This is a genomic window from Brevundimonas sp., from assembly GCF_030656255.1.
In the GTDB taxonomy this organism is placed as follows: Bacteria; Pseudomonadota; Alphaproteobacteria; order Caulobacterales; family Caulobacteraceae; genus Brevundimonas.
On the sequence record NZ_JAUSOE010000107.1, the window covers coordinates 1 to 20934 of the forward strand.

Consider the following 20934-nt stretch of genomic DNA (forward strand, 5'->3'; position numbering starts at 1 on the left):
GTCGACATCTTCAACAAGGCATTCCCGGATCGCACCTTCGACGTCGGCATCGCCGAGCAGCACGCGGTGACGTTCGCTGCGGGCCTCGCCACCGAAGGCTACAAGCCGTTCTGCGCGATCTATTCGACCTTCCTGCAGCGCGGCTATGACCAGGTGGTCCACGACGTGGCGATCCAGTCGCTGCCGGTGCGGTTCGCCATGGACCGGGCCGGTCTGGTCGGCGCCGACGGGGCGACCCACGCCGGGTCGTTCGACATCGGCTTCATGGGGGCCTTGCCGGGCATGGTGCTGATGGCCGCCGCCGACGAGGCGGAGCTGGCGGGCATGATCTCGACCAGCCTGGCCATTGACGACCGCCCCAGCGCCTTCCGCTATCCGCGCGGCGACGGCGTCGGCGTCGAGATCCCGGAACTGGCCGCCCCGTTCGAGATCGGTCGCGGCCGGATCGTGCGCGAGGGGACCTCGGTCGCCATCCTGTCCCTGGGCACCCGGCTGCAGGAATCGCTGAAGGCCGCCGAACTGCTGGCCGCCAGAGGCGTATCCGCCACCGTCGCCGACGCCCGGTTCGCCAAGCCGTTGGACGCCGACATGATCCTGCGCCTGGCGCGCGAGCATGAGGCCCTGATCACGGTGGAAGAGGGCGCCATGGGCGGCTTCGGCGCCTTTGTGCTGCAACTGCTGGCCGAAAAGGGCGCGCTGGATCGCGGCCTGAAGGTCCGCACCCTGAACCTGCCCGATGTCTTCCAGGACCAGGATGCGCCGGCCGCCATGTACGCCCTGGCCGGCCTGAACGCCGAACAGATCGCCGCCGCCGCCCTGCGCGCCCTCGGCGTCGAGGCCAGCCGAGCCGCCCGGGCCTGAGAGATCATCCCATGACCGCCGGCGTATCTCCCCGGCCGGTCGGGACGGCCTTTCTGGTCGGCTATGCGGTCGCCTATATCGGCGCCTTCATCGGCGTCGCGCCGCTGTTGCAGGTGCTTGCACCCCTCCACGCCGAGCTTATCGACGGCGAGGCCAAGGGTGCTCTGCTCAGCCAGGCCCTGTTCTGGGGCTGTATGGCGGCCGGGGTCGGCAATATCATCGGCGGCGCCCTCAGCGACCGGACCCGGTCGCGGCATGGACGGCGGCGGCCCTGGATCGTCGTCGGCGCCGTGCTGACCGTCGGCAGCTACGCTCTGATCCAGCAGTCTTCGACCCCGCTGGGTCTGGTGTTGGGCCTGGTCAGTTTCCAGCTGACCTTCAACATCCTGCTGGCCCCTCTGATCGCCCTGTTTGCCGACCGCGTGCCCGAGAACCGGCGCAGCGCCATGTCGGCCGTCATGGGCATGGGCTATCCGCTCGCCGCCATGATCGGCTCGGTGGTGATGGCCTGGGGGCCGCAGGGGGAGGTGGCGCGGTTCGCGGTGCTGGCGGCCGTCGTCGTCGTGGCGACCGTGCCCTTCGCCCTGCTGTCGCGCGAGGATCCCGTGTCTCCCGACCAGGTGCGGGCGCCCCTGTCGGGGTTTTCTCTGCCCAGCCTGTTACGGCCCTTCGCCGTTCGCGACTTCAGCCTGGCCTGGTCTTACCGGTTTCTGGTCGTCACCGGCTATTCGCTGGTGGCCTTCTATCTGCTCTTCTACATCGCCGACGCCATCGGCTTTCCGACCCTGTTCCCCGGCCGCTCGGCCGAGGCCGGCCATTCGCTGCTGACCGCCATCGCCGTGGTCGGGGTGGTCGCGGTCAGCACCATCGTCGCCATGGGCGGGTCGCGGATCACGCGGCGCAAGCCGCTGGGCGTCGCCGGCGGGGTGCTGTTGGCCATTGCTGCCGCTCTCCTGGCTACCACCCAGGACTGGACGACGGTGGTCATCGCCTTCGCTCTGTATGGCGTCGGCCAGGGCTGCTACGGCGCGATCGACATCGCCCTGATGACCGATGTCCTGCCGTCGGTCGAGGACCGGGGCAAGGACCTGGGACTGATCAATCTGGCCGTGACACTGCCTCAGGCCATCGCGCCCCTGGTCGCCCTGGTCCTGCTGGAGACCCTGGGTCTGGACTTCCGCAGCCTGTTCCTGGCCGCCGCCGCCTGTTTCGGCGGGGCGACCCTGGCGGTGGCGGCGATCAGGCGGGTGCGGTGACGTCTTCCAGCGGGCCGAGGCCCGTCTCGGTTCGCGCCACGCGATAGCGTTTCACCGTCTTGTTCTCATACGGCTTGGCGAAGATGGTGGAGACTGTGCGCAGGTCGCCGACCGCCTGATCGCGGTCCAGGGTCAACAGAACATAGCCCTTGGCCGCCTGGTCGCAGAACTTGACCTCGGGATTGGCGGCTTCCAGCGCCAGACCCAACGGCAGGCCGCCGACCATGTCGCCCGGCGACGGGCTGGAGATGGACGAGGTTCCGAACTCGACCGCCCGACGCTGGCCGCCGTTGTCGTAAAGTTCATTGACCCAGAAGGCGTGGCTGTCGCCGGCCAGGACGATGGGCTCGACCCCGGCCTGTTTCATCGTCTCGTACAGGCGCTCGCGCCCAGCCGGATAACCGTCCCAGCTGTCCAGATTGAACGGCAGGCCCAGTTTGAACAGCTGGATCGCGGCCTCGACCTGGGGCCGGATGTCGGCGGGCAAGCCGGCGACCATCTGGGCCACCTGGGCCGGCGGCAGCATCTGTTCGATGTTCGGTCCCTTGACCCGCGCCATGACCACCTGGTTGCCCAGGATCTGCCACGGACGACCGGCGGCCTTGGACTGGGTCATGGCGTCGCCCAGCCAGCGGCGCTGGCTGTCGCCCAGCAGGTCGCGCGACGGCTCCTGGCGCTGGGCCTCGAAGGCGGCGAGGTCTGGACGGCCGTCGGCCGTCTTGGGGATGTTGGCGAAATCCATCTGCTCGTTGCGGGCTAGCAGCCGGGTCTCGACCATGTGCAGGCTAGCCAGGTCGCCGAAGTGGAAGCTGCGGTTGATCGCCTCCTTCATGCCGCCGGCCTTGGCCTCGCGGATCGGCATCCATTCGTAATAGGCGCGCAGGGCCGCCGCCTTGCGCGTGGCGAAATCGCCTTCGGTCGCCGGCTGATGGTTTTCGGCGCCCAGGATCCAGGCGTCGTTGGCCACCTCGTGGTCGTCCCACACGCAGATGAAGGCGGCGCGGGCGTGGGCGGCCTGAAGATCGGGGTCGGTCTTGTACTGGGCGTGGCGCGTCCGATAGTCGGCCAGGCTGACGATTTCGTGCGGCGGCAGGGGCGCGCGGTTCAGGCGGGCGCCCGTGGTCATGCCGTAGTCGGCGGGCGCGGCGCCATATTCATAGATGTAGTCGCCCAGGTGGACGACGGCGTCCAGCCGCTCCAGCTGCGAAATTGCTTCATAGGCGTTGAAAAGGCCGCCGGGATACAGCTGGCACGAGACCACGGCCAGGGTCACTTGCGGCGTCGCGCCCTGGTCCAGGGTGCGGACCCGGCCGACCGGCGAGGTCACGCCATTGGCGACGAAACGATAGAAATACTCCCGGCCGGGCTCCAGGCCCTGGCCGTCCAGATCGTGTTTGACGGTGAAGTCGCGTTCAGCCAGAGCGCGCAGCCCGGTCGAGCGGCGCACGATGTCGCTGAAGCCTGAGTCCTTGGCCACTTCCAGAACAACGGCGACCGCCCCGACCGACGGATCGGCCGGGGTGACGCGCGTCCAGAAGACGGCCGAATGCTGATCCGGATCGCCGCTGGCCACCCCGTGAAGGAAGGCGACCGATCCCGCCTGACCTTCGCCAGGCACAGTGGCGCAGCCCGTGGCGGCGCCGGCCCCGAGGAGGCCCAGAAGGCTGCGGCGATCCATTTGCATCAGTTCGTCCTTAGAGTTTCAGCTTGAACACGAGACCGTATGACGCCGGGCGACCGGCGATGAAGGTCGGCATGCCCAGGGCGTCGCCGGTGTTGCCGGCGTCCTTGATGTATTCCTCGTCGAGAATGTTCTCGCCGAAAGCTTCGACGCCCCAGTTGGTCGAGTCCGGGGTGTAGCGAACACGCAGGTTCAGCAGGCCGTAGGAGTCCTGGTACTCGTCCTGGACCAGGTCGGCGACGATGTTGCTCGTCTGCAGGGCCGGGATGTCGTTGTCGTCGTCGAAGAAGACCTTGGACTGCCAGGTGTAGGTCGGCTGGACCTCGATCTGGCCGCCGGTGACCGGCAGGCGCCAGGTCGCGCCGATCGAGGCGGCGTTGTCCGGCGATAGGCGGAAGTGGTTGCCGTCGTAGATGCCGTTCTCGAAGCGCGAGTGGTTGTAGGCGTAGGTGGCGAAAAGATCGAAGTTCGAGGCCACGGCGAAGTTGGCCTGGCCCTCGAAGCCATAGGACTTGGCCTCGCCGGCGTTGGTGGTGATGAAGGTCGTGCCTTCCTGGATCGTCGTCTGGAAGTTTTCGTAGTTGTACATGAAGACCGCGCCGTCGACGCGCAGGCGTCCATCCAGCAGGGCCGACTTGGCGCCGATCTCGTAGCTGTCGACCGTTTCGGCGTCGACCGGGCTGAAGGTCGGCGTGCCGCCGGGAGCGGACGGGCCCGAGGCGCTGATCACTTCCGGACGACGGCCCCGCGCATAGTTGGCGTAGACATTGGTGTCGTCGGTCAGGGCGTAGCGGGCCGTGACGCGCCAGGTGACGCCGTCGTCTTCCGAGTCATAATAGGAGAAGTCGCCGTTGTTGGCGGTCGGCTGCGACGTCAGACCGAACAGGGGAATGCCAGAGCTGGCCGGCAGGCTCTGATAGGCTGGATTGGCCAGGGCCGCCAGGAAGGCCGGCAACTGGGCCGTCGGGATCGCGCCCGACTGGATCGCCAGCAGGGCGCCCAGGGCCGAACGGCTCTCGACCGAACTCGCATAGCCGGTGGTCTTGTCGTCGCGGGTGTAACGCACCCCGGCCGACATCTCGAACCGGTCGGTAAAGGCGTAGGTGGCGTCGGCGAAGACGTCGTAGGACGTCAGTTCCGAGCTGTTGATCGGGGTCTCGATATGGTTCGAGTCCAGATTGGCGGCGATCGCCGAGGCATAGGCGCCGGCGCCCAGCGGCGTCAGCAGTTGGGTCAGCACCCCGGTCGCTACGATCGGATACCATCCCAGCGGCAGGGTGTTGTCGCCGACCGTCGTCGCCGACCCGTCCAGCACTCCGGACAGTTGCGCCAGGGCTGCGGCTTCGTTCCACTGGGTCGGCGTGCGCTGATAGCCTTCCTCGTGGAACCAGCCAGCGCCGACGAAGCCGCTCAGGCGACCGCCGTTGTCGAAGCCCAGGCGCAGGTCCTGGCTCCATTGTTCGCCGTGGGTGTCTTCCGCCGCCGTCAGGATGGGCAGGGAGACGCCGTCGGCGTCGAAGGTCTCGTAGTTGTCGAACTCGCGATAGGCGGTGGTCGAGTTCAGGCTCCAGGAAGAGTTCAGGTCGATCCGGGCCAGACCCGTTACGCCCCAGACTTCGCGGTCCAGGCCCAGCGACTTGCCGCCGTCGAAATCGGCGCCCGGCGTCAAGGCTGCGCCCTCCCAGGGTTCCTTGCCGCCCAGCACCGCGCCAGTGGTCGGATCGGCCGGCTCGTAGGCGATCGATTTGAACGAGGTGCCGGAGGCGTGGTCGTTCTGATAGTTGCCGATGATGTCGAACCGCATGGCGTCCGACGGCGTCCAGGCGCCGGACAGACGCACGGCCTTGGTCTCGATGGCGTTGAAATCGTCGCCGCCCAGCAGGTTTTCGACCGAACCGCCGCGGGTCTTCAGGCGGGTGGCGAGGCGCAGGCCGGCGGTTTCACCAACGGGCAGGTTCAGCGCGCCCTCGACCATGCGATAGTCTTCGTTGCCGGCCTCGATATTGGCGTAGGCCTTGGTTTCGCCGGGCTGGGCGCGGTTCTGGACCAGATTGACGGCCCCGATCAGGGCGCCGCGGCCGTACAGGGTCGACTGCGGGCCTTTGGCGATCTCGACGCGCTCCAGGTCGAACAGTTCGACAAACGAGCCGCGCGACTTGGAGATGGAGACGCCGTCCTGGAAGACCGACACGCGGGGTTCGGTCGTGGCCGCGCCGTCGTCCGAGGTGATGCCGCGCATCACGAAGCCGGGGTTGTTGGGCGACTGGTTCTGCACCAGGAAGCCGGGCACGAAGGCCGACAGCTGTTCGAAGTCCTGGATGCCCAGGTCCTCCAGGAACTGGCCGGAATAGGCAGTCAGGGCGAACGGGACGTCGATGGTCTTCTGTTCGCGCAGTTGGGCCGTGACGACGATCTCGTCCAGGGTGGCCGGTTCCGTCGTCTGGGCCTGAGCCCCATGGGCTGCGGCCATCACGCCGGTCAACGCCGCCGCAGCCATAAGCCGCGTCCTGAATTCATTCGCCATCGTTTTTCCCCAAGCTTGGCCTGAACGGCGATCAGTAACCGGCGGCGATGTCGCTGAGGCGACGCTGGGAATGCTGATGCATGACGTTGAGACGGCGGATGAAAGACATTCAAGCCGTGTACGTTTCATTAATCGCGTGGATCGACCCGCCGCCGGCGTGAGCCCGAACGGAGCCGCAGGCGAATTAGGTCTTCGGCGGCGCCGTAGAGCCTCTTGGTGCAAAACCGAAATCGACCATGCTTTGTCGCGGCAGTTCGGCCTCGCCGGCTGTGGAGCGGATCAGCAGTTCGGCGGCGACCGCGCTCATTTCGGCGATCGGCTGGATGATGGCGGTCATGTCGGCGAACCGGGCCAGGGGCGTGTTGTCGAAGCTGATGACCGACAGGTCGGCAGGGACGGACAGGCCGTTTTTATTGGCCGTGCGCAGGGCGGCGTGGGCCATGCGGTCGTTGCTGGCCAGAACGGCCGTGGGCCGCGATGGCAGGGCCAGCAGGGCCTCCATGGCGGCGACGCCGGACTCGTATGAGAAATCCCCGCGCGCGATCAGCGTCTCGTCCAGGCCGTGCGCCGAGGCCGACATGGCGCGGCGATAGCCGGCCAGCCGCGCTCCGCTGACGGCGTATTCCTCGCTGCCGGTGATGAAGCCGATGCGGAGATGGCCCAGACCCAGCAGGTGATCGACGGCGAAGGCGGCGGCCATGGCGTCGTCCATCGACACCGCGAACCCGTCCCCTTCGGCGATGGAGGCGATACGGGCGAAGGGCAGGCCCAGTCGGCTCAGCAGGCCGGTGATGGCGGGATTTTCCGAATGCGGCGGGGTCAGGATGACCCCGTCCGGGTGCAGGGCGGCGATGGCCCCGCGCACCGCTGCGTCCACATGGTCGGAATGGGTGTCGACCAGTTCGAAGATCATCCGATAGCCGTGGGCCTCGCACTTCAGCATGCCGCCCATCAGCATCTGGTCGACCCAGTCGGTGCCCTCGCCGGACTTCCAGCCCTCGATGGTCCGGTCCCGGTCGTTCAGCGCCATCAGCAGATAGGAGCGCGAGCCGCCCATCCGCCGCGCCGCCAGACTGGGGACATAGCCCAGCTTGGCCACGGCGGCGCGCACCCGCTCTTGCACGACCGGGCGAACATTCGGCTCGTTGTTGATGACCCGCGACACGGTCTGCAGCGAAACGCCCGCCTCGGCGGCGACGTGTTTGATGGTGACGGCGCGACGCAAACTCTGATCCCTTATCCCCTGCGCCATAGTGTCAGGCTTGTTTGCGCCAAGGCAAGCGCGCCGGTATCAGGCCGGGACGGCCAATGGGGCGGGCAGGTCCACCGCCAGGTCCACGGAGGGGGCCGGACAGTGGGTGTCGATGAAGGCCTGATGCGTCGGCAGGTCGGCGACGAAGGCGTTCAGAATATTGGCGGCGCGGTCCATCTCGTCGGTCAGGCCCGCAAAGTCGATCCGGTCCACCAGCGGCGGATAGGACCGCGGCTTCACCCCCATGCCGTCCATCACCGCATACCAGCTGACATTGCGGAACAGCGGATCCAGCGCCTCGACCAGGCTGCCGTTGGCGCGGAAGACCTCCAGCTTGTGCTGCAAGCCTTCGGGCAGGACCATGTCCCGGCATTGCCGCCAGAAGGCCGTGTCGTCCCGCCGCGTCAGGGCGTAGTGCAGGATGATGAAGTCGCGGATCTCCTCGTAATCCACCGTCATCCGCCGATTATACTCGGCCGCCAGGTTCGGATCGCAGTCCAGGTCCGGCATCAGCCGGAACAGGAAGTCCATGCCGCGATAGATCAGGTGGATGGCCGTCGATTCCAGCGGCTCGATAAAGCCGCTGGCCAGGCCCAGCGACAGGACGTTCTTGTCCCAGATCTTCTCGCGCACCCCGGTCTTGAACGGCACCACCATCGGATTGACCACCGGCCGTCCCTCGACCTGGGCCATCAAGGTCGCGGTCGCCTCGTCGTCGGACATGTAGCGGCTGCAGAAGACATGGCCGTTGCCGGTCCGGTGTTGCAGCGGAATCCGCCAGCGCCAGCCGCAGTCCTGCGCCTGGGCCAATGTATAGGGTTTGGGCGGGCCGACATTCTCGGTCTGGACCGCGATGGCCCGGTCGCACATCAGCCATTCGGACCAGTCCGTATAGCCGACCCCCAGGGTCTTGCCGATCAGCAGGGCGCGGAAGCCGGTGCAGTCGATGAAGAAGTCCGCCTCGACCGTCTGGCCCGATTTCAGCTTCAGATTGCTGACGAAGCCGTCGGGCCGCGTCATCACATCTTCAACGATCCCCTCGGTGCGCTTCACGCCCCGCACCTCGGCGAAGTCGCGCAGATAGCGGGCGACGCGCTTCGCATCGACGTGAACGGCGTAGGAGGCTCCCCCCACCGGGGTGCGTTGCGCCTTGAAGGGCAGCATGAACCGCCCCTGGGCCGCCATCCGGGCCGCAGAGGCGAAGTCCATCAGCGGCCGGTCATAGCCGTTCATCCGCGCCTTCAGCCAGACCGGATAGAAGTCGCTGATATCCACCGGAACCCCGATGGCGCCGAACGGGTGGAAATAGCTTTCGCCCTTCTGCGTCCAGTCCTCGAACTGGATGCCCAGTTTGAAACTGGCCTGGGTCTTCTGGATGAAGTCCCGCTCGTCGATTCCCAGCCGCTTCAGCATCTCAAGGAAGGGCGGCACGGTGGATTCGCCGACGCCGATCGTGCCGATATCGTCGGATTCGACCAGTTCGATCTCGGCCATCCGCCCCTTGAAATGTTCGGCCATCAGCGCGGCTGCGACCCAGCCGGCGGTTCCGCCGCCGACGATGCAGATCTTCTTCAGGGGGCGGCGGGGCTGGTCCATGTCGGGTCTCATGCGGCTGAGGCGGGGGCGGCGGAGGCGGCGGGGTCGAGCCCCGCCAGGAATTGAGCGTGGTCGGGGGTGCGGGCGACCAGGTCGGCGATATTGGCCCGCATCTCGGCCAGGCTGCGCGCCAGATAGGCCGGGTCCATGGCGTCCACGGCGGGGTCGTAGCTGTCGGGATACAGGCCGAAGCCGTCATAGATGGCCAGCCAGCTGGCCGGGTGGAACATCTCCCACCGATAGCGGACAAACTGGCCCCGCGCGGTCCACAGGGCGATCTTGCGCTCCAGCGTCTCGGGAATCGCCATCGCGCCGCAGTCGCGCCAAAAGTCCGTGTCGGTCCGCCGGTTCAGCTTGTAGTGCAGGATGATGAAGTCGCGGACCCGCTCCATCTCCCGCGCCGTCTGATCATTGAACTCGTCCAGGATCGGCTGGGCGAAGCGGCGGTCGGGGAACAGGGCCTTCAGCCGTTCGATCCCCGTCTCGATCAGGGCGATACTGGTGCTTTCCAGCGGCTCCAGGAAGCCGGACGATAGGCCTATGGCGACGCAGTTCTTGGCCCAGGCTTGGGCGCGCCGACCGGGGCGGAAGGGAATGCGGCGCGGCTCCGTCAGCGGATCGCCCAGCAGATGGGGCATAAGCTCGGACAGGGCCTGATCGTCGCTCAGATGGGCGCTGGAAAACACCAGTCCGTTGCCCGCGCGGTGGCGCAGCGGGATGCCCCACTGCCATCCGGCCGACCGAGCGGTGACGCGGGTAAAGGGCGCCGGCGCCTCGCCGGGCCGGTTCTTGCTCTGTACCGCATAGGCGGCGTCGCACGGCAGCCAGCGGCCCCACTCCTCGAACCCGACGCCCAACGCCTCGCCGATGACCAGCCCCTTGAAGCCCGAACAGTCGACGAATAGATCCCCCTCGACCTCGCGCCCGTCGTCCAGGGTCAGGGCGCGCACGAAACCGTCCTCGGGCCTCATCTCGACCGAGCGGATCCGGGCGTCGATCCGGGCGCAGCCGCCCGCCTCGGCATAGGCCCGCAGATGCTGGGCGAACAGGCCGGCGTCCAGATGAAGCGCCCAGTCGAACACCGACAACTGCGACGGCGGATTGGGCGAGGGCAGGGTGAACTTGCCGCCGGCGGCCAGCGACGCCCCCAGCGAATAGGCCGCCAGCGGAGCGGCGTCGCCCGCGCAGCGCTGTTTCAGCCAGTAGTGATGAAAGCCGATCCCTTTGACGTCCTGTCCATACAGGCCAAAGGGATGGATGAAGTCCGAGCCCGGCCCGGACCAGTCCAGAAAACGAATACCCAGTTTGCAGGTCGCCTGGGTGGCGCGCATCACGTCGTCGTCGCGCAGCCCCAGCTGGCCATAAAAGCGACGGATGGTGGGAATGGTCGCCTCGCCCACGCCGATCGTGCCGATGTCGGACGACTCGACCACGGTGATCTTCAGCGGGGTGGTGCGGAAATGCTGAACCAGGGCCGCAGCCGTCATCCAGCCGGCGGTCCCGCCGCCGACGATGACGATGGAACGGATGCGAGGATTGTCGATCTCATCCATGGCTCGGTACCAATACGCGAAAAAGGAGGCCGGCGACACGAATGCCGCCGGCCAGTCTGCTCAGGAAGAGATCAGAAGCGGGCGCGCACGCCGAGCATATACCGAGGCTCGAACTGGTTGCGGCTGTGGAACTGCTTCTGGCCGGGTTCGAACTCGAAGTAGTATTCCTCGATTTCACCAAACACGTTCGAGCCGTTGGCGTAGACGGTCACCATGTCATTGACGTCATAGGTGATGTTGGCGTCCACGTACTGCGACGTATCCTGGTAGATCGGGATTGCGCCGAAGGTGTTGGCTAGGCGAGGCGTGCGATAGTTCCACGCCACGCGAACCTGCAGACGGTCGCCCTGGTACCAGACGGCGGCGTTCATCGAATGCTCGGAGTTGTCGGGGAAGGGCAGGTCCTCGCCCGACAGATTCTGCGCGTTCTGCGAACTGTCCGAATAGGTATAGCTGCCGTCGAAGCCGAAATCGCTCCAGATCGGCGTGTCGATGAAGTCAGACAGGCCGATCTTGGCGCCCAGTTCGACGCCCTGCAGTTCGCCACCCTCGCCCTGGACTGGGCGATTGACGTCGACCATGCGGCGAATGATGCCGTCGCCGTCAGGATAGGAGCCGCTCAGTGGCACGGTTTCGCGCTTGACGAAGCTCTCGATGTTCAGGCGGAAAATACCCGCGTTGAACATGGTCGCCGGGCCGAAATAGTACTCCAGCGCCAAGTCATAGTTCGTCGAGCGCCACGGATCGAGCTCGACCGTGCCGCCGATAGTGGCGCCGGTGACGCGCCGGATGCCCAAGGGCGGGGCGCTGGGATCGTCCGGCGTCGGGCCCAGGGAATCCACCGTCGAGATCGTAACGCCGCCGCCGTAGTTGCCGAGATCCAGAGGGATCATCGTCTTGGCGTAGGACGCACGAAGTTTCAGCTTGTCGCTGAAATCGTACTGGAAGTTCGCCGTCGGCAGCCAGTCCGTATAGCTGCGGCTGGAGATTGTGTCGCCGACATCGTTGTTGGTGTCGCCATAGGCGCGCGTATCACCCGTCAGATTTTGGCGAGCGCGCAGTTCCGTGCGCACCATCCGCACGCCCAGATCACCGGTCAGATTGCCGAAGCCCAGGGCGAAGTTGGTGTAGGCGCTGTCCTCGTACAGATCGACGTCATAGGTGTTGCCCGGAATGATGACCTCATAGGCATTGCCGAACACGCGCTCCTGGAAGGCGCGCACGTCATCGAAGTCGCGCGGATCGGCCACCCATACGCCCGGCAGACCCGAGGTGATCGAGCCGTAGTCGGACATGAAGTAGGTGTTGTTGTTCTCGCGCAGCAGGGTCGGACGGTTGACCGTATAGCCCTGGAAACAGGTCGGGGTGTTGGCGACGGTCCCAGCGGTGCAACTGTTGGGCGTCGTATCGACCGGAAGCGATGCGTTGAAGCCGGGGTTGGTGACGAACTCACCCGACTGGCACTGAGTGTTGTCCATCACGACGTCGATGGCCTTCCACTGAGCCGCACAGCCCGCCTGGTTGCCCGCGCCTTGTCCGGCGTAGAAGTCGGAGAACAGGTGGAAGTTGCGGATTTCGACTTCGCGGGCGCTGTGCCGGACGCCGACGTCGATCTTGTTGACGAAGCCGAACAGCGGCGTGTCCTGGAACTCATACCCGCCGTCGAAGCGGACCACGGTCAGGTCGGAATTGTTGCGCTGGTTGCCTTCCGACGAATAGGCGCCGACCGTGTAGGAATCTAGATTGGACATATAGTCGGTCAGCGGCACGGTCCCCAGACCGCCCGGCAGCGGTGTGTCGAAACCGCTCCAGGCCAGGCTGGAGCCCGTCTGGTTGATGTGCAGCTGCGGGTCCGCGCCATAACCGAACGGGTTGGGCGAAATATAGCGTCCGCCCTGGCTGCCGACGACGCCGTTGGAATAGCGCGAGGTGGGATAGAGCGCCGCGATGGAGGCGGGATAGAAGGTGCCGCGCGTCCGGTCTGCGCCTTGACGGAACAGTGTAAAGGAGCGATCCGCACCGTATTCCCAGTTGGACAGATCGCCCTGGACCTGGCCGTTCATGCTCTCCGAATTAGCGTCGGCCTTGATAGCCCTTGCGCTGAAGGTGAAGGGGCCGCCCTTGTCGTAGTCCAGTTCCAGATTGAAATTCTTGGACTCGTTCTCGGTCGCCCGGTTCACGGTGAATGAGTTCATCCACCAGACGTCGAGGTCGTATTCGCTGACATTCAACCAGGGCAGACCATTGGGTCCGCCGTTCACGCCGGTCTCGACAAAGTCTGTCGGCGTCGTCCAACCCAGCCCGCTCCAGCGGTTCGAAATGTTCAGGCCGGCGGCGCGGTTGTATTCCTGCTGGTGGGTGTAGAAGACCTCTGCCGTCAGGCGGATACCGTCCTCAATGTCGAACTGGAAGGCGCCGTTCAGGCTGTAACGTTCACGCTCAACGACCCGGCTGAAACTGTCGTAGCCGTGGGGCGAGATCCAGTTGGGGTCGGTCGAGTCGGGGCCGCTCCAGTCGTTGTTTCCCAAGACGCTCTGGCTGATGCCCGAATAGTTGTTGCCCAGGTTCGATGAGCTCATGACTCCCGAGATCATCACGCCCATCCGATCGCCACGCCAGTTCAGCAGGCCGTTGACCAGATAGTCGTCCTCCGCCGTGCGCTCGCCGGTCTGATATTCAGCGGCGCCGGCGACGGTCGGGCCGTAGTCGAAGTCCATCGGACGGCGGGTGCGCAGGTCGATGGTGCCCGAGATGCCGGACAGGGCGTTGGACACGTCCTGCGATTTGAACACGACGATCGAGTTCATCAGCTGCGAGGGCACGTCGTTCAGGTTCGGCTGGGCCGTCCCCAGGTTGCCGGGCGACAGATATTGTTCGCCGTTCAGCAGGGTGATCACCTGCGGCAGGCCGCGGATGTTGACGGTCGAGCCTTCGCCAGCGGAGCGCTGCACCTGGATGCCCGGAATGCGTTGCAGGGCGTCTGCCACGGTGACGTCAGGCAGTTTGCCGATGTCTTCCGCCGAGATGGCGTCGACCAGAGCGGATTCGTTGCGCTTGATGTTGATGGCCTGGGCCTGCGACGCCCGGATGCCGGTGACGATGATCTCGCCGACCTCGGTCGGGTCTTGGGGCGTCGGGATCGGCGCCTGTTCAACGGTCTGGGCATAGGCCGGCGCGACCAGCGCCGAACTGGCCAGCAAGGCCGCCAGCATGGGCCTCTTGTGAATTCTCATCTCGTTCTCCCTCCTCATTGGCGCCGCGTTTTTGTTGTGCGGCATTGGTTCAAGGCTTGATGGTCGACCCTGAAAGCGTGGCCGTCGCGCTCAACCCCGCCTCGGCGGCGTCGCGGGCGACGGTGATGCGGTAATCGCCCGGCGCGATGCGCCAGCCGGGCAGTGCGGTGTCGTATTCGGCCAGGATGCGCGGCTCGGCCGTCAGCACGACGCGACGCGTCTCGCCCGGCGCCAGGGTCACCCGCGCAAAGGCGGCTAGGCGCTTAGGCTGATCGCCTGAGGCGACATAGAGCTGGGCCACCTCGGCTCCCGCCCGGTCGCCGCTGTTGGTCACATCGACGGCGACGCTCAGACCCTGGGCGTTCGACACCGCCAGGTTGGAATAGGCGAAGGTGGTGTAGCTGAGCCCGTAACCGAACGGGAACAGCGGCTTGCGTCCCTCGCGTTCGTACCAGCGGTAACCGACGTCCGACCCCTCGACATAATCGACGACGAAGGGCTGCAGCTCCGCCCCTTGCGGCGCGCCCGGGTTGGAGGCGGCGGCGGCGTCCACGGCCTTCATCTCCGCCAGGCCGGGCACGTTCGGACGCGGGGCCTGATCGGCGGAGGCGGGGAAGGTGATCGGCAGGCGGCCGGACGGATTGACCTCGCCGAACAGGATGCGGGCGATGGCTTCGCCGCCCCGTTGGCCGGGATACCAGGCCTGGATCACCGCCGGGGTCTTCTCCAGCCAGGGCATCAGCACCGGCCCGCCGGTCTCCAGCACCACCACCGTTCGGGCGTTGGCGGCGGTCACGGCCTCGATCAGGCCGTCTTGATCGTCCGGCAGCGACAGGGTTTCGACGTCCTGGGCCTCGGTGGTCCACTGGGTGGCGAAGAGGATGGCGATGTCCGCCGCGCGCGCCGCCGCGGCCGCCGCCGCAGGATCCCTGCCGTCGACATAGGTCACGGTCGCATCCGGCGCGACGGCGCGAATGGCGTTCAGCGGCGACGACGCATGCCAGGTGATCCGCGCGAACGAGGCCGCCGCGCCCGAGGTCAGCGGGATCTCCACCGGCGCCCCGCCGACCGACCGCACCTGGGACGAACCGCCGCCTGACAGGACGCCGACATCGGCATGGCCGCCGATCAGCACGATCCGCTTCGCCGTCTTGGCCAGCGGCAGGACCCCGCCCTGGTTCTTCAGCAGGACGATTCCCGCCTCGGCCGCGCGCTGGGCGACCTCGGCGTTCTTGGCGTAGTCGATGGGCTGTGGCGTCGTCACCACCGGCGCGTCCAGCACACCGGTCTCGATCAGGCCGACCAGCAGACGGCGCACCATGTCGTCCAGCCGCGCCTCGGGGATCCGCCCGGCCTCCAGCGCTTCCCGGAACGGCGCGTCGAAATAGAGGGCGCGGTCCAGCTCCTGGCCCGAGGCCTGATCCAGACCCGCCAGCGCCGCCTTCTCGGTCGAGTGGACCGCGCCCCAGTCCGACATGACCCAGCCGTCGTACTGCCAGTCACGCTTCAGCACCTGGTTCAGCAGGAAGTCGTTCTCGCAGGCCCAGTCGCCGTTGATCTTGTTGTAGGCGCACATGACCGAGCCGGGGTTTCCCCGCTCGATGGCGATCTGGAAGGCCAGCAGGTCGCTTTCGCGCAAGGCCGCCTCGTCCAGCCGCGCGTCCATGATCATCCGCCCGGTCTCTTGGGAGTTGAAGGCGAAATGCTTGATGGTCGAGACGATCTTGTTCGACTGGACGCCCCGGATATGCTCCCCGGCGAGGACCCCGGCCAACAGCGGGTCCTCGCCCAGATATTCGAAATTCCGTCCAGCCCAGGGATCGCGGGTCAGGTTCACCCCGCCGGCCAGCAGGATGTTGAAGGTCTTGGCCCGCGCCTCGGACCCGATCATGGCCCCGCCGGCATAGGCGACTTCGGGGTCGAAGGTGGCGGCCGTGGCCAGGCTGGAGGGCAGGGCGGTGGCGACATCGCCCTTGCGCTGCTCCACCTGGTTGGCGACGCCCAGGCTGGCGTCGCTCTCGCGCAGGGTCGGTATGCCCAGGCGTGGAATGCCGGGAATATGGCCGGCCGAGGGGATCATGTCGGCCACCGGCGCGCCGGGCGTGCGCGCCGCCATCGGTGGGAAATAGCCGTGGATCAGCTGAAGCTTCTCGTCCCGCGTCATCCGCGCCAGCAAGGCGTTTGCGCGTGCGGCTACGTCCGTCGAGACCGCGTTCGTCGGTGCGGCGACGGTCGACCCTTCAAGCGATCGGGCGAGGGCTGAAAGCGGCGCTGCGCCTATGGCCAGGGCCAGGGCGAGACGGCTGATCAAAGACGGCGTACGAAACTTCAAAACATCCCCCAAAACCTACTCGGCGACGGTAGCCGCCGTCAGAACAAGAGTTTGGGATGCGGCGAACACAATCCATGATGGCGGCGGACAGCCGACAGCATCGCCCGCGGTAGCAGGCTGTTCGATTATGTTTGCGGTTGGCGCCTGTGACGCCAAGTTTCGCCGACCGCTGAGGCCGATGATCTTCCGCTCCCTATGCGGCGGCTCTCCGGCCCCTCGCAAACGCCAAAAAGCATGAATTGAGAGCGTTCACAACACGAAATGGACATGATCGAACGCGGGTACGGGTTTTCCCGGTTCACATGTCGTTTCAACAGTGCGGACGTCGAGTCGGGCGTCGGCAAAGAATTTACCGTTATATTCCAATCAGATGAGTTCAATAGTGAAATTGCTGACGGTGAAGCCGGCGACTTCCCGGCGGGCTGTCACGCCTCCCGTCTGTTTTGCCGTTTCCGTGTGGACACAAACGAGTCCGCCCATGAAAAGCGGGTTCAGCCGACTCCGGATGGCAGAAGGGCCGGCGATGATTTCCATCTCCGGCCCTTCGACTGAGTCTTTAGCTCTGCTTTGAGTCGCTCAGACTCGGTGAAACCGACGCGCGAACTGGGGCTCAGATCACCCCGATCATCGAGGCCACCAGCGGGTGGCGCACGATGTCGCGTTCAGCCAGGCGCACCACGGCGATCTCGTCGATGGTCTCTAGCCGGGCCGAAATATCGGCCAGGCCCGAAATGCCCGGCAGCAGGTCGGACTGCTGCGGGTCGCCTGTGACCACCATGGTCGAATGCCAGCCCAGCCGCGTCAGCAGCATCTTCAGTTGGACGTAGGTGCAGTTCTGGGCCTCATCGACGACGATGAAGGCGTTGTTCAGGGTGCGGCCACGCATATAGCCGATGGGGGCGATCTCGATCAGGCCCTCCGCCATCAGAGCCTTGACCCGTTTCATCGACAGCCGGTCCGACAGGGCGTCGTACAGCGGGCGCAGATAGGGGGCCAGCTTGTCCTCCATGTCGCCGGGCAGGAAGCCGATCGATTCCCCGGCCTCCACGGCCGGGCGGCTCAGCACGATGCGGCCGACCTTGCCGGCCTCCAGGGCCTCGACCGCCTTGGCGACGGCCAGATAGGTCTTGCCCGTCCCTGCCGGGCCAAGGGCCATGACCAGATTGTGCGCGTCGATGGCCGCCATCATTTCCGTCTGGCCCTCCGACTTCGGCTTCAGCGTCTTCAGATAGCCCTGCTCGCGGTCGTCGTTCGAGGAGTGGGGCGACCATCCCGACCGTTCGTTGTGGGGGGCGTGGAGTCGGCGAACTTTCGACTCCTCGATGAACTCCCGTGAATCAAGGATTCCGCTCTCACGGGACTGACGCTTCATTGCCGCACGCTTGGTCATGGACGCCTCCAGGGCATGAAAAAAGGCGGACCCATACGGGTTCCGCCTTGGCTGGTCTTGGGGAGGAAAAGGCCGTGGCCTGCATCGCAGCAACCGCCCGGATCGACAGCTTGGCCGTCAGAAACGGGATGGACCCGCCGCCGAACAACCGAACCCGGATCCCAACGCGCCACGCGAAGCCCCGACTAATGACCGGATCGGGCTTGATCCGGCTTCGGATCCGGGGCCGAAATGGCGACCCACGAATCGCATCAACACTCTGATGCTAACGTGGTTAGAAATCTGTTAAAGCCCTCGTTTTTAGAAGATTAGGCGGCGTTCGGATGACCATTTACACATTGGGCGACAGCAAACCGCAGTTTCCCGCGCCCGGCGAATACTGGGTCGCGCCGAGCGCATCCGTGATTGGGAACGTGATTCTGCACCCCAACGCCAGCGTCTGGTTCGGCGCGGTGCTGCGCGGCGACAACGAACCGATCACTGTGGGGCCTGACAGCAACATCCAGGACGGCAGCGTCCTGCACACCGACATGGGCTCGCCCCTGACGCTGGGACGGGGCGTTACGGTCGGCCACCAGGCCATGCTGCACGGCTGCGAGGTCGGCGACTACAGTCTGATCGGCATCGGCGCGGTGGTGCTGAACGGGGTGAAGATCGGCCGCAACTGCATCATCGGCGCCAACGCCCTGCTGACCGAGGGCAAGATCATTCCCGACAACAGCCTGGTCGTGGGTCAGCCGGGCAAGGTGGTGCGCGAACGCGATCCCGATCAGATCGCGGTCTTGCAGATGTCGGCCGAACACTATGTGCAGAACTGGAAGCGGTTTGCGGCGGACCTGCGCGCGGTCTGATCCGGTTCATCCCGGCTTTCGCCGCGATGAGTGGAAATCAGGAAGCTAAAACCTTCCGCGCCGCTGTGGCGTCGGCGTTGATCTGAGTCTTCAGGGCGTCCAGCCCGTCAAACGTCTCTTCGCCGCGCAGCCAGGCGACCAGTTCGGTCTCGACCGTCTGGCCGTACAGGTCGCCGTTGAAGTCAAACAGCCAGACCTCCAGCAGCGGGGTCTCCAGGGCATACATGGGCCTCACGCCCAGGCTGGCGACCCCATCGACGATCCGCCCGTCCGCCAGCCGGCTTCGCGTCGCATAGACCCCGTAGGCGGGGCGCATATAGTCGCCCAGGGCGATATTGGCCGTGGGCACGCCGATGGTGCGGCCGCGCTTGTCGCCGTGGATCACCTCGCCCCGGATGGCGAAGGGGCGGCCCAGGATGGCGGCGGAGCGGTCCATGTCGCCGGCCTTAAGCGCCTCGCGCACAGCGCTGGACGACAGTTTCAGCCCGTCGGCGTCATCCAGACGCTCGGCCACCGACACGGTGAAGCCCAGCCCCTCGCCATAGATCCTCAGCGCCTCGGGCGATCCGGACCGGCCCTTGCCGAAGGTGAAGTCGAACCCGACGGCGGCGTGGCGGATGCCCAGCCCGCGCGCCAGCACCTGTTCGGCGAAGTCCGCGTCGCTCATGCCGGCCATCTCGCCGTCGAAGGGCAGCAGATACAGGATCTCCACCCCCAGCGGCGCCAGGGCCTCGGCCATCTGGTCCGCCGTCATCAGGCGAAAGGGCGCCGCCTCGGGCTGGAACCAGCGGCGCGGATGGGGATCGAAACTGACGACGCCCAGCGGCGCGCCCAGGCGTTCGGCGGCCGCCCTGGCGCCGGCGATGACCGCCTGGTGCCCCCGATGCACGCCGTCGAAGGCGCCGACGGCGACCGCCGCCCCCTTCAGGGCGTCGGGAAGGTCACGCCAGTCGCGGACGATCTGCATCAGCGCTGGGAAGGTTTGCGCCGGCGCGGAACGCGGACGACGGCCACCCCGTCCATGATCATCACGTCGTTGACGAAGCCTTCGCAGCTCAGCTTGACCCGCGCGCTCTCGGCCTCGACCTCGATCACCGTGATCAGGATGCGGACGACGTCGTCGATCCGAACCGGCTGATGGAAGGACAGGGTCTGGGAGATATAGATCGACCCGGCGCCCGGCAGCATGGTCCCGACCACGGCTGATCCGAACGAGGCGCTCAGCAGGCCATGCGCGATCCGGCCGCGATAGGCGGTCTTGGACGCGAAGGCCTCGTCCAGGTGGACGGGATTGAAGTCGTCGGACGCCTCGGCGAACAGCCGGATCCGATCCTCCGTGGCGACGACGATTTTCTCCGCGGCCATGCCGACGTGAAGTTCGTCCAGGATGTAACCACCGGACGGATGCTGCTGTACCAATTCGACCATGCTGCAGGCTTTAGCTGCGGTGCGACAAAATGGCGAGCCTTACCAAGCGAGTTCCAGCGCGGCGTATCGCGCATAGGTCGTTTCGGCCTTCAGCAGTTCGGCGGCCCGGGCGGGGTCCAGCGCCCCGTCCTCGCCCTTGGCCTGGTCGCCATGGATGCCCTGGGCGATGAACAGGCAGTCCAGGGCCTGGGCGTTGGCCCCCATGACGTCGGTCACCACCCCGTCGCCGATGCACAGGACACGCGACCGATCGACCGGCCGGCCCGTCAGCGCCTGCGCCTCCTTGATCGCCAGATCATAGATCGGGGCATAGGGCTTGCCCGCCATGACGACGCGGCCGCCCAGCGACTCGTACAGGTCGGCCAACGACCCGCCGCAGTAGATCAGCCGGTCGCCGCGCTGAACCACCCGGTCGGGGTTGGCGCAGATCAGCTCCAGATCCCGCGAGGCGGCGACCGTCAGGCGTTCGCGATAATCCTCGGGCGTCTCGGTCTCATCGTCCACCAGGCCGGTCACGGAGACGAAGGCGGCGGATGCAGCGTCGCGCGCCACATCCAGTCCCAGGCCGGCGTACAGCGGCGCATCGCGCTCGGGGCCCAGCAGCAGGGCCGGTCCCGGCGCACGCTTGGACAGTTCGGCGCGGGTCGCGTCGCCCGAGGTGACAAAGGCTTTCCACGCCTCGCGCGGCACGCCCAGCCCGTCCAACTGGGCGATCACGTCAGAGGCCGGGCGCGGCGAGTTGGAGATCAGCACCACATGGCCCCCCTCGCGATTGAACCGCATCAGGGCCTCGCACGGCGCCGCCCAGCTTTCGCGCCCGTTGTGGATCACGCCCCACACGTCGCAGAGCAGGATGTCATAGTCGCCGGCGACGGCGCCGAGGTGGGGCAGGGCGTGGGGGAGGGTCATAGGCAGGCAAGTAGGGGTTTTGGCGCAGCGACGAAAGTCTCCTCCCCATGAAATGGGGGGAAGAGGAT

15 protein-coding genes are annotated in these 20934 nt (G+C 66.3%); 3 read left to right on the forward strand and 12 right to left on the reverse strand.

Annotation, left to right across the window (positions count from 1 at the left end; all coding sequences use genetic code 11):
- Window positions 1–861, forward strand: an 861-nt coding sequence (locus tag Q7J26_RS11070) for a transketolase C-terminal domain-containing protein (RefSeq protein ID WP_304936500.1), incomplete at its 5' end; no start/stop codon positions are given.
- An 11-nt stretch (window positions 862–872) separates the two neighbouring features.
- The gene (locus Q7J26_RS11075; RefSeq protein ID WP_304936501.1) at window positions 873–2117 is read left to right on the forward strand and encodes an MFS transporter; all 1245 of its coding nucleotides are present in this window, start codon (window positions 873–875) and stop codon (window positions 2115–2117) included.
- Here the strand turns inward: Q7J26_RS11075 and Q7J26_RS11080 are convergent.
- The 9 genes from Q7J26_RS11080 to Q7J26_RS11120 form a co-directional block, all read right to left on the reverse strand.
- Complete coding sequence (locus Q7J26_RS11080; protein ID WP_304936502.1) at window positions 2101–3801, reverse strand: alkaline phosphatase; 1701 nt, start codon at window positions 3799–3801, stop codon at window positions 2101–2103. The genes Q7J26_RS11075 and Q7J26_RS11080 overlap by 17 nt on opposite strands.
- Before the next feature lie 10 nt (window positions 3802–3811).
- Window positions 3812–6295, reverse strand: coding sequence for a TonB-dependent receptor (locus Q7J26_RS11085; protein WP_304936503.1), 2484 nt, complete (start codon window positions 6293–6295; stop codon window positions 3812–3814).
- A 211-nt stretch (window positions 6296–6506) separates the two neighbouring features.
- A complete protein-coding gene (locus Q7J26_RS11090; protein WP_304936504.1) occupies window positions 6507–7547 on the reverse strand; it encodes a LacI family DNA-binding transcriptional regulator in 1041 nt (346 codons plus the stop codon).
- Window positions 7548–7613: 66 nt separating this feature from the next.
- Window positions 7614–9170, reverse strand: a complete 1557-nt coding sequence (locus tag Q7J26_RS11095) for a tryptophan halogenase family protein (RefSeq protein ID WP_304936505.1) — start codon at window positions 9168–9170, stop codon at window positions 7614–7616.
- 8 nt (window positions 9171–9178) lie between these two features.
- Complete coding sequence (locus tag Q7J26_RS11100) at window positions 9179–10723, reverse strand: tryptophan halogenase family protein (protein ID WP_304936506.1); 1545 nt, start codon at window positions 10721–10723, stop codon at window positions 9179–9181.
- Window positions 10724–10794: 71 nt separating this feature from the next.
- Entirely contained in the window at window positions 10795–13956 is a 3162-nt protein-coding gene (locus Q7J26_RS11105; RefSeq protein WP_304936507.1) for a TonB-dependent receptor, read from the reverse strand.
- Window positions 13957–14005: 49 nt separating this feature from the next.
- Entirely contained in the window at window positions 14006–16120 is a 2115-nt protein-coding gene (locus tag Q7J26_RS11110) for a beta-glucosidase (protein WP_370651938.1), read from the reverse strand.
- 534 nt (window positions 16121–16654) lie between these two features.
- Window positions 16655–16822, reverse strand: coding sequence for a hypothetical protein (locus Q7J26_RS11115; protein ID WP_304936509.1), 168 nt, complete (start codon window positions 16820–16822; stop codon window positions 16655–16657).
- A gap of 76 nt (window positions 16823–16898) precedes the next feature.
- A complete protein-coding gene (locus Q7J26_RS11120; RefSeq protein ID WP_304936519.1) occupies window positions 16899–17690 on the reverse strand; it encodes a PhoH family protein in 792 nt (263 codons plus the stop codon).
- Window positions 17691–18001: 311 nt separating this feature from the next.
- Between Q7J26_RS11120 and Q7J26_RS11125 the strand changes: the two genes are divergently transcribed.
- Window positions 18002–18529 (forward strand): gamma carbonic anhydrase family protein, encoded by a 528-nt coding sequence (locus Q7J26_RS11125; protein WP_304936510.1) that lies wholly within the window; start codon window positions 18002–18004, stop codon window positions 18527–18529.
- Window positions 18530–18566: 37 nt separating this feature from the next.
- Here Q7J26_RS11125 and Q7J26_RS11130 read toward each other — a convergent pair whose 3' ends face one another.
- The 3 genes from Q7J26_RS11130 to Q7J26_RS11140 are packed head-to-tail and all read right to left on the reverse strand — an operon-like array spanning window position 18567 to window position 20866.
- A complete protein-coding gene (locus Q7J26_RS11130; RefSeq protein WP_304936511.1) occupies window positions 18567–19496 on the reverse strand; it encodes a bifunctional riboflavin kinase/FAD synthetase in 930 nt (309 codons plus the stop codon).
- On the reverse strand, window positions 19496–19957 hold the full coding sequence (locus Q7J26_RS11135) for a MaoC family dehydratase (protein ID WP_304936512.1): 462 nt from the start codon (window positions 19955–19957) through the stop codon (window positions 19496–19498). Before Q7J26_RS11135 ends, Q7J26_RS11130 begins: the two co-directional genes overlap by 1 nt.
- A gap of 39 nt (window positions 19958–19996) precedes the next feature.
- Window positions 19997–20866, reverse strand: coding sequence for a TIGR01459 family HAD-type hydrolase (locus Q7J26_RS11140; RefSeq protein WP_304936513.1), 870 nt, complete (start codon window positions 20864–20866; stop codon window positions 19997–19999).
- Window positions 20867–20934: the final 68 nt, after the last annotated feature.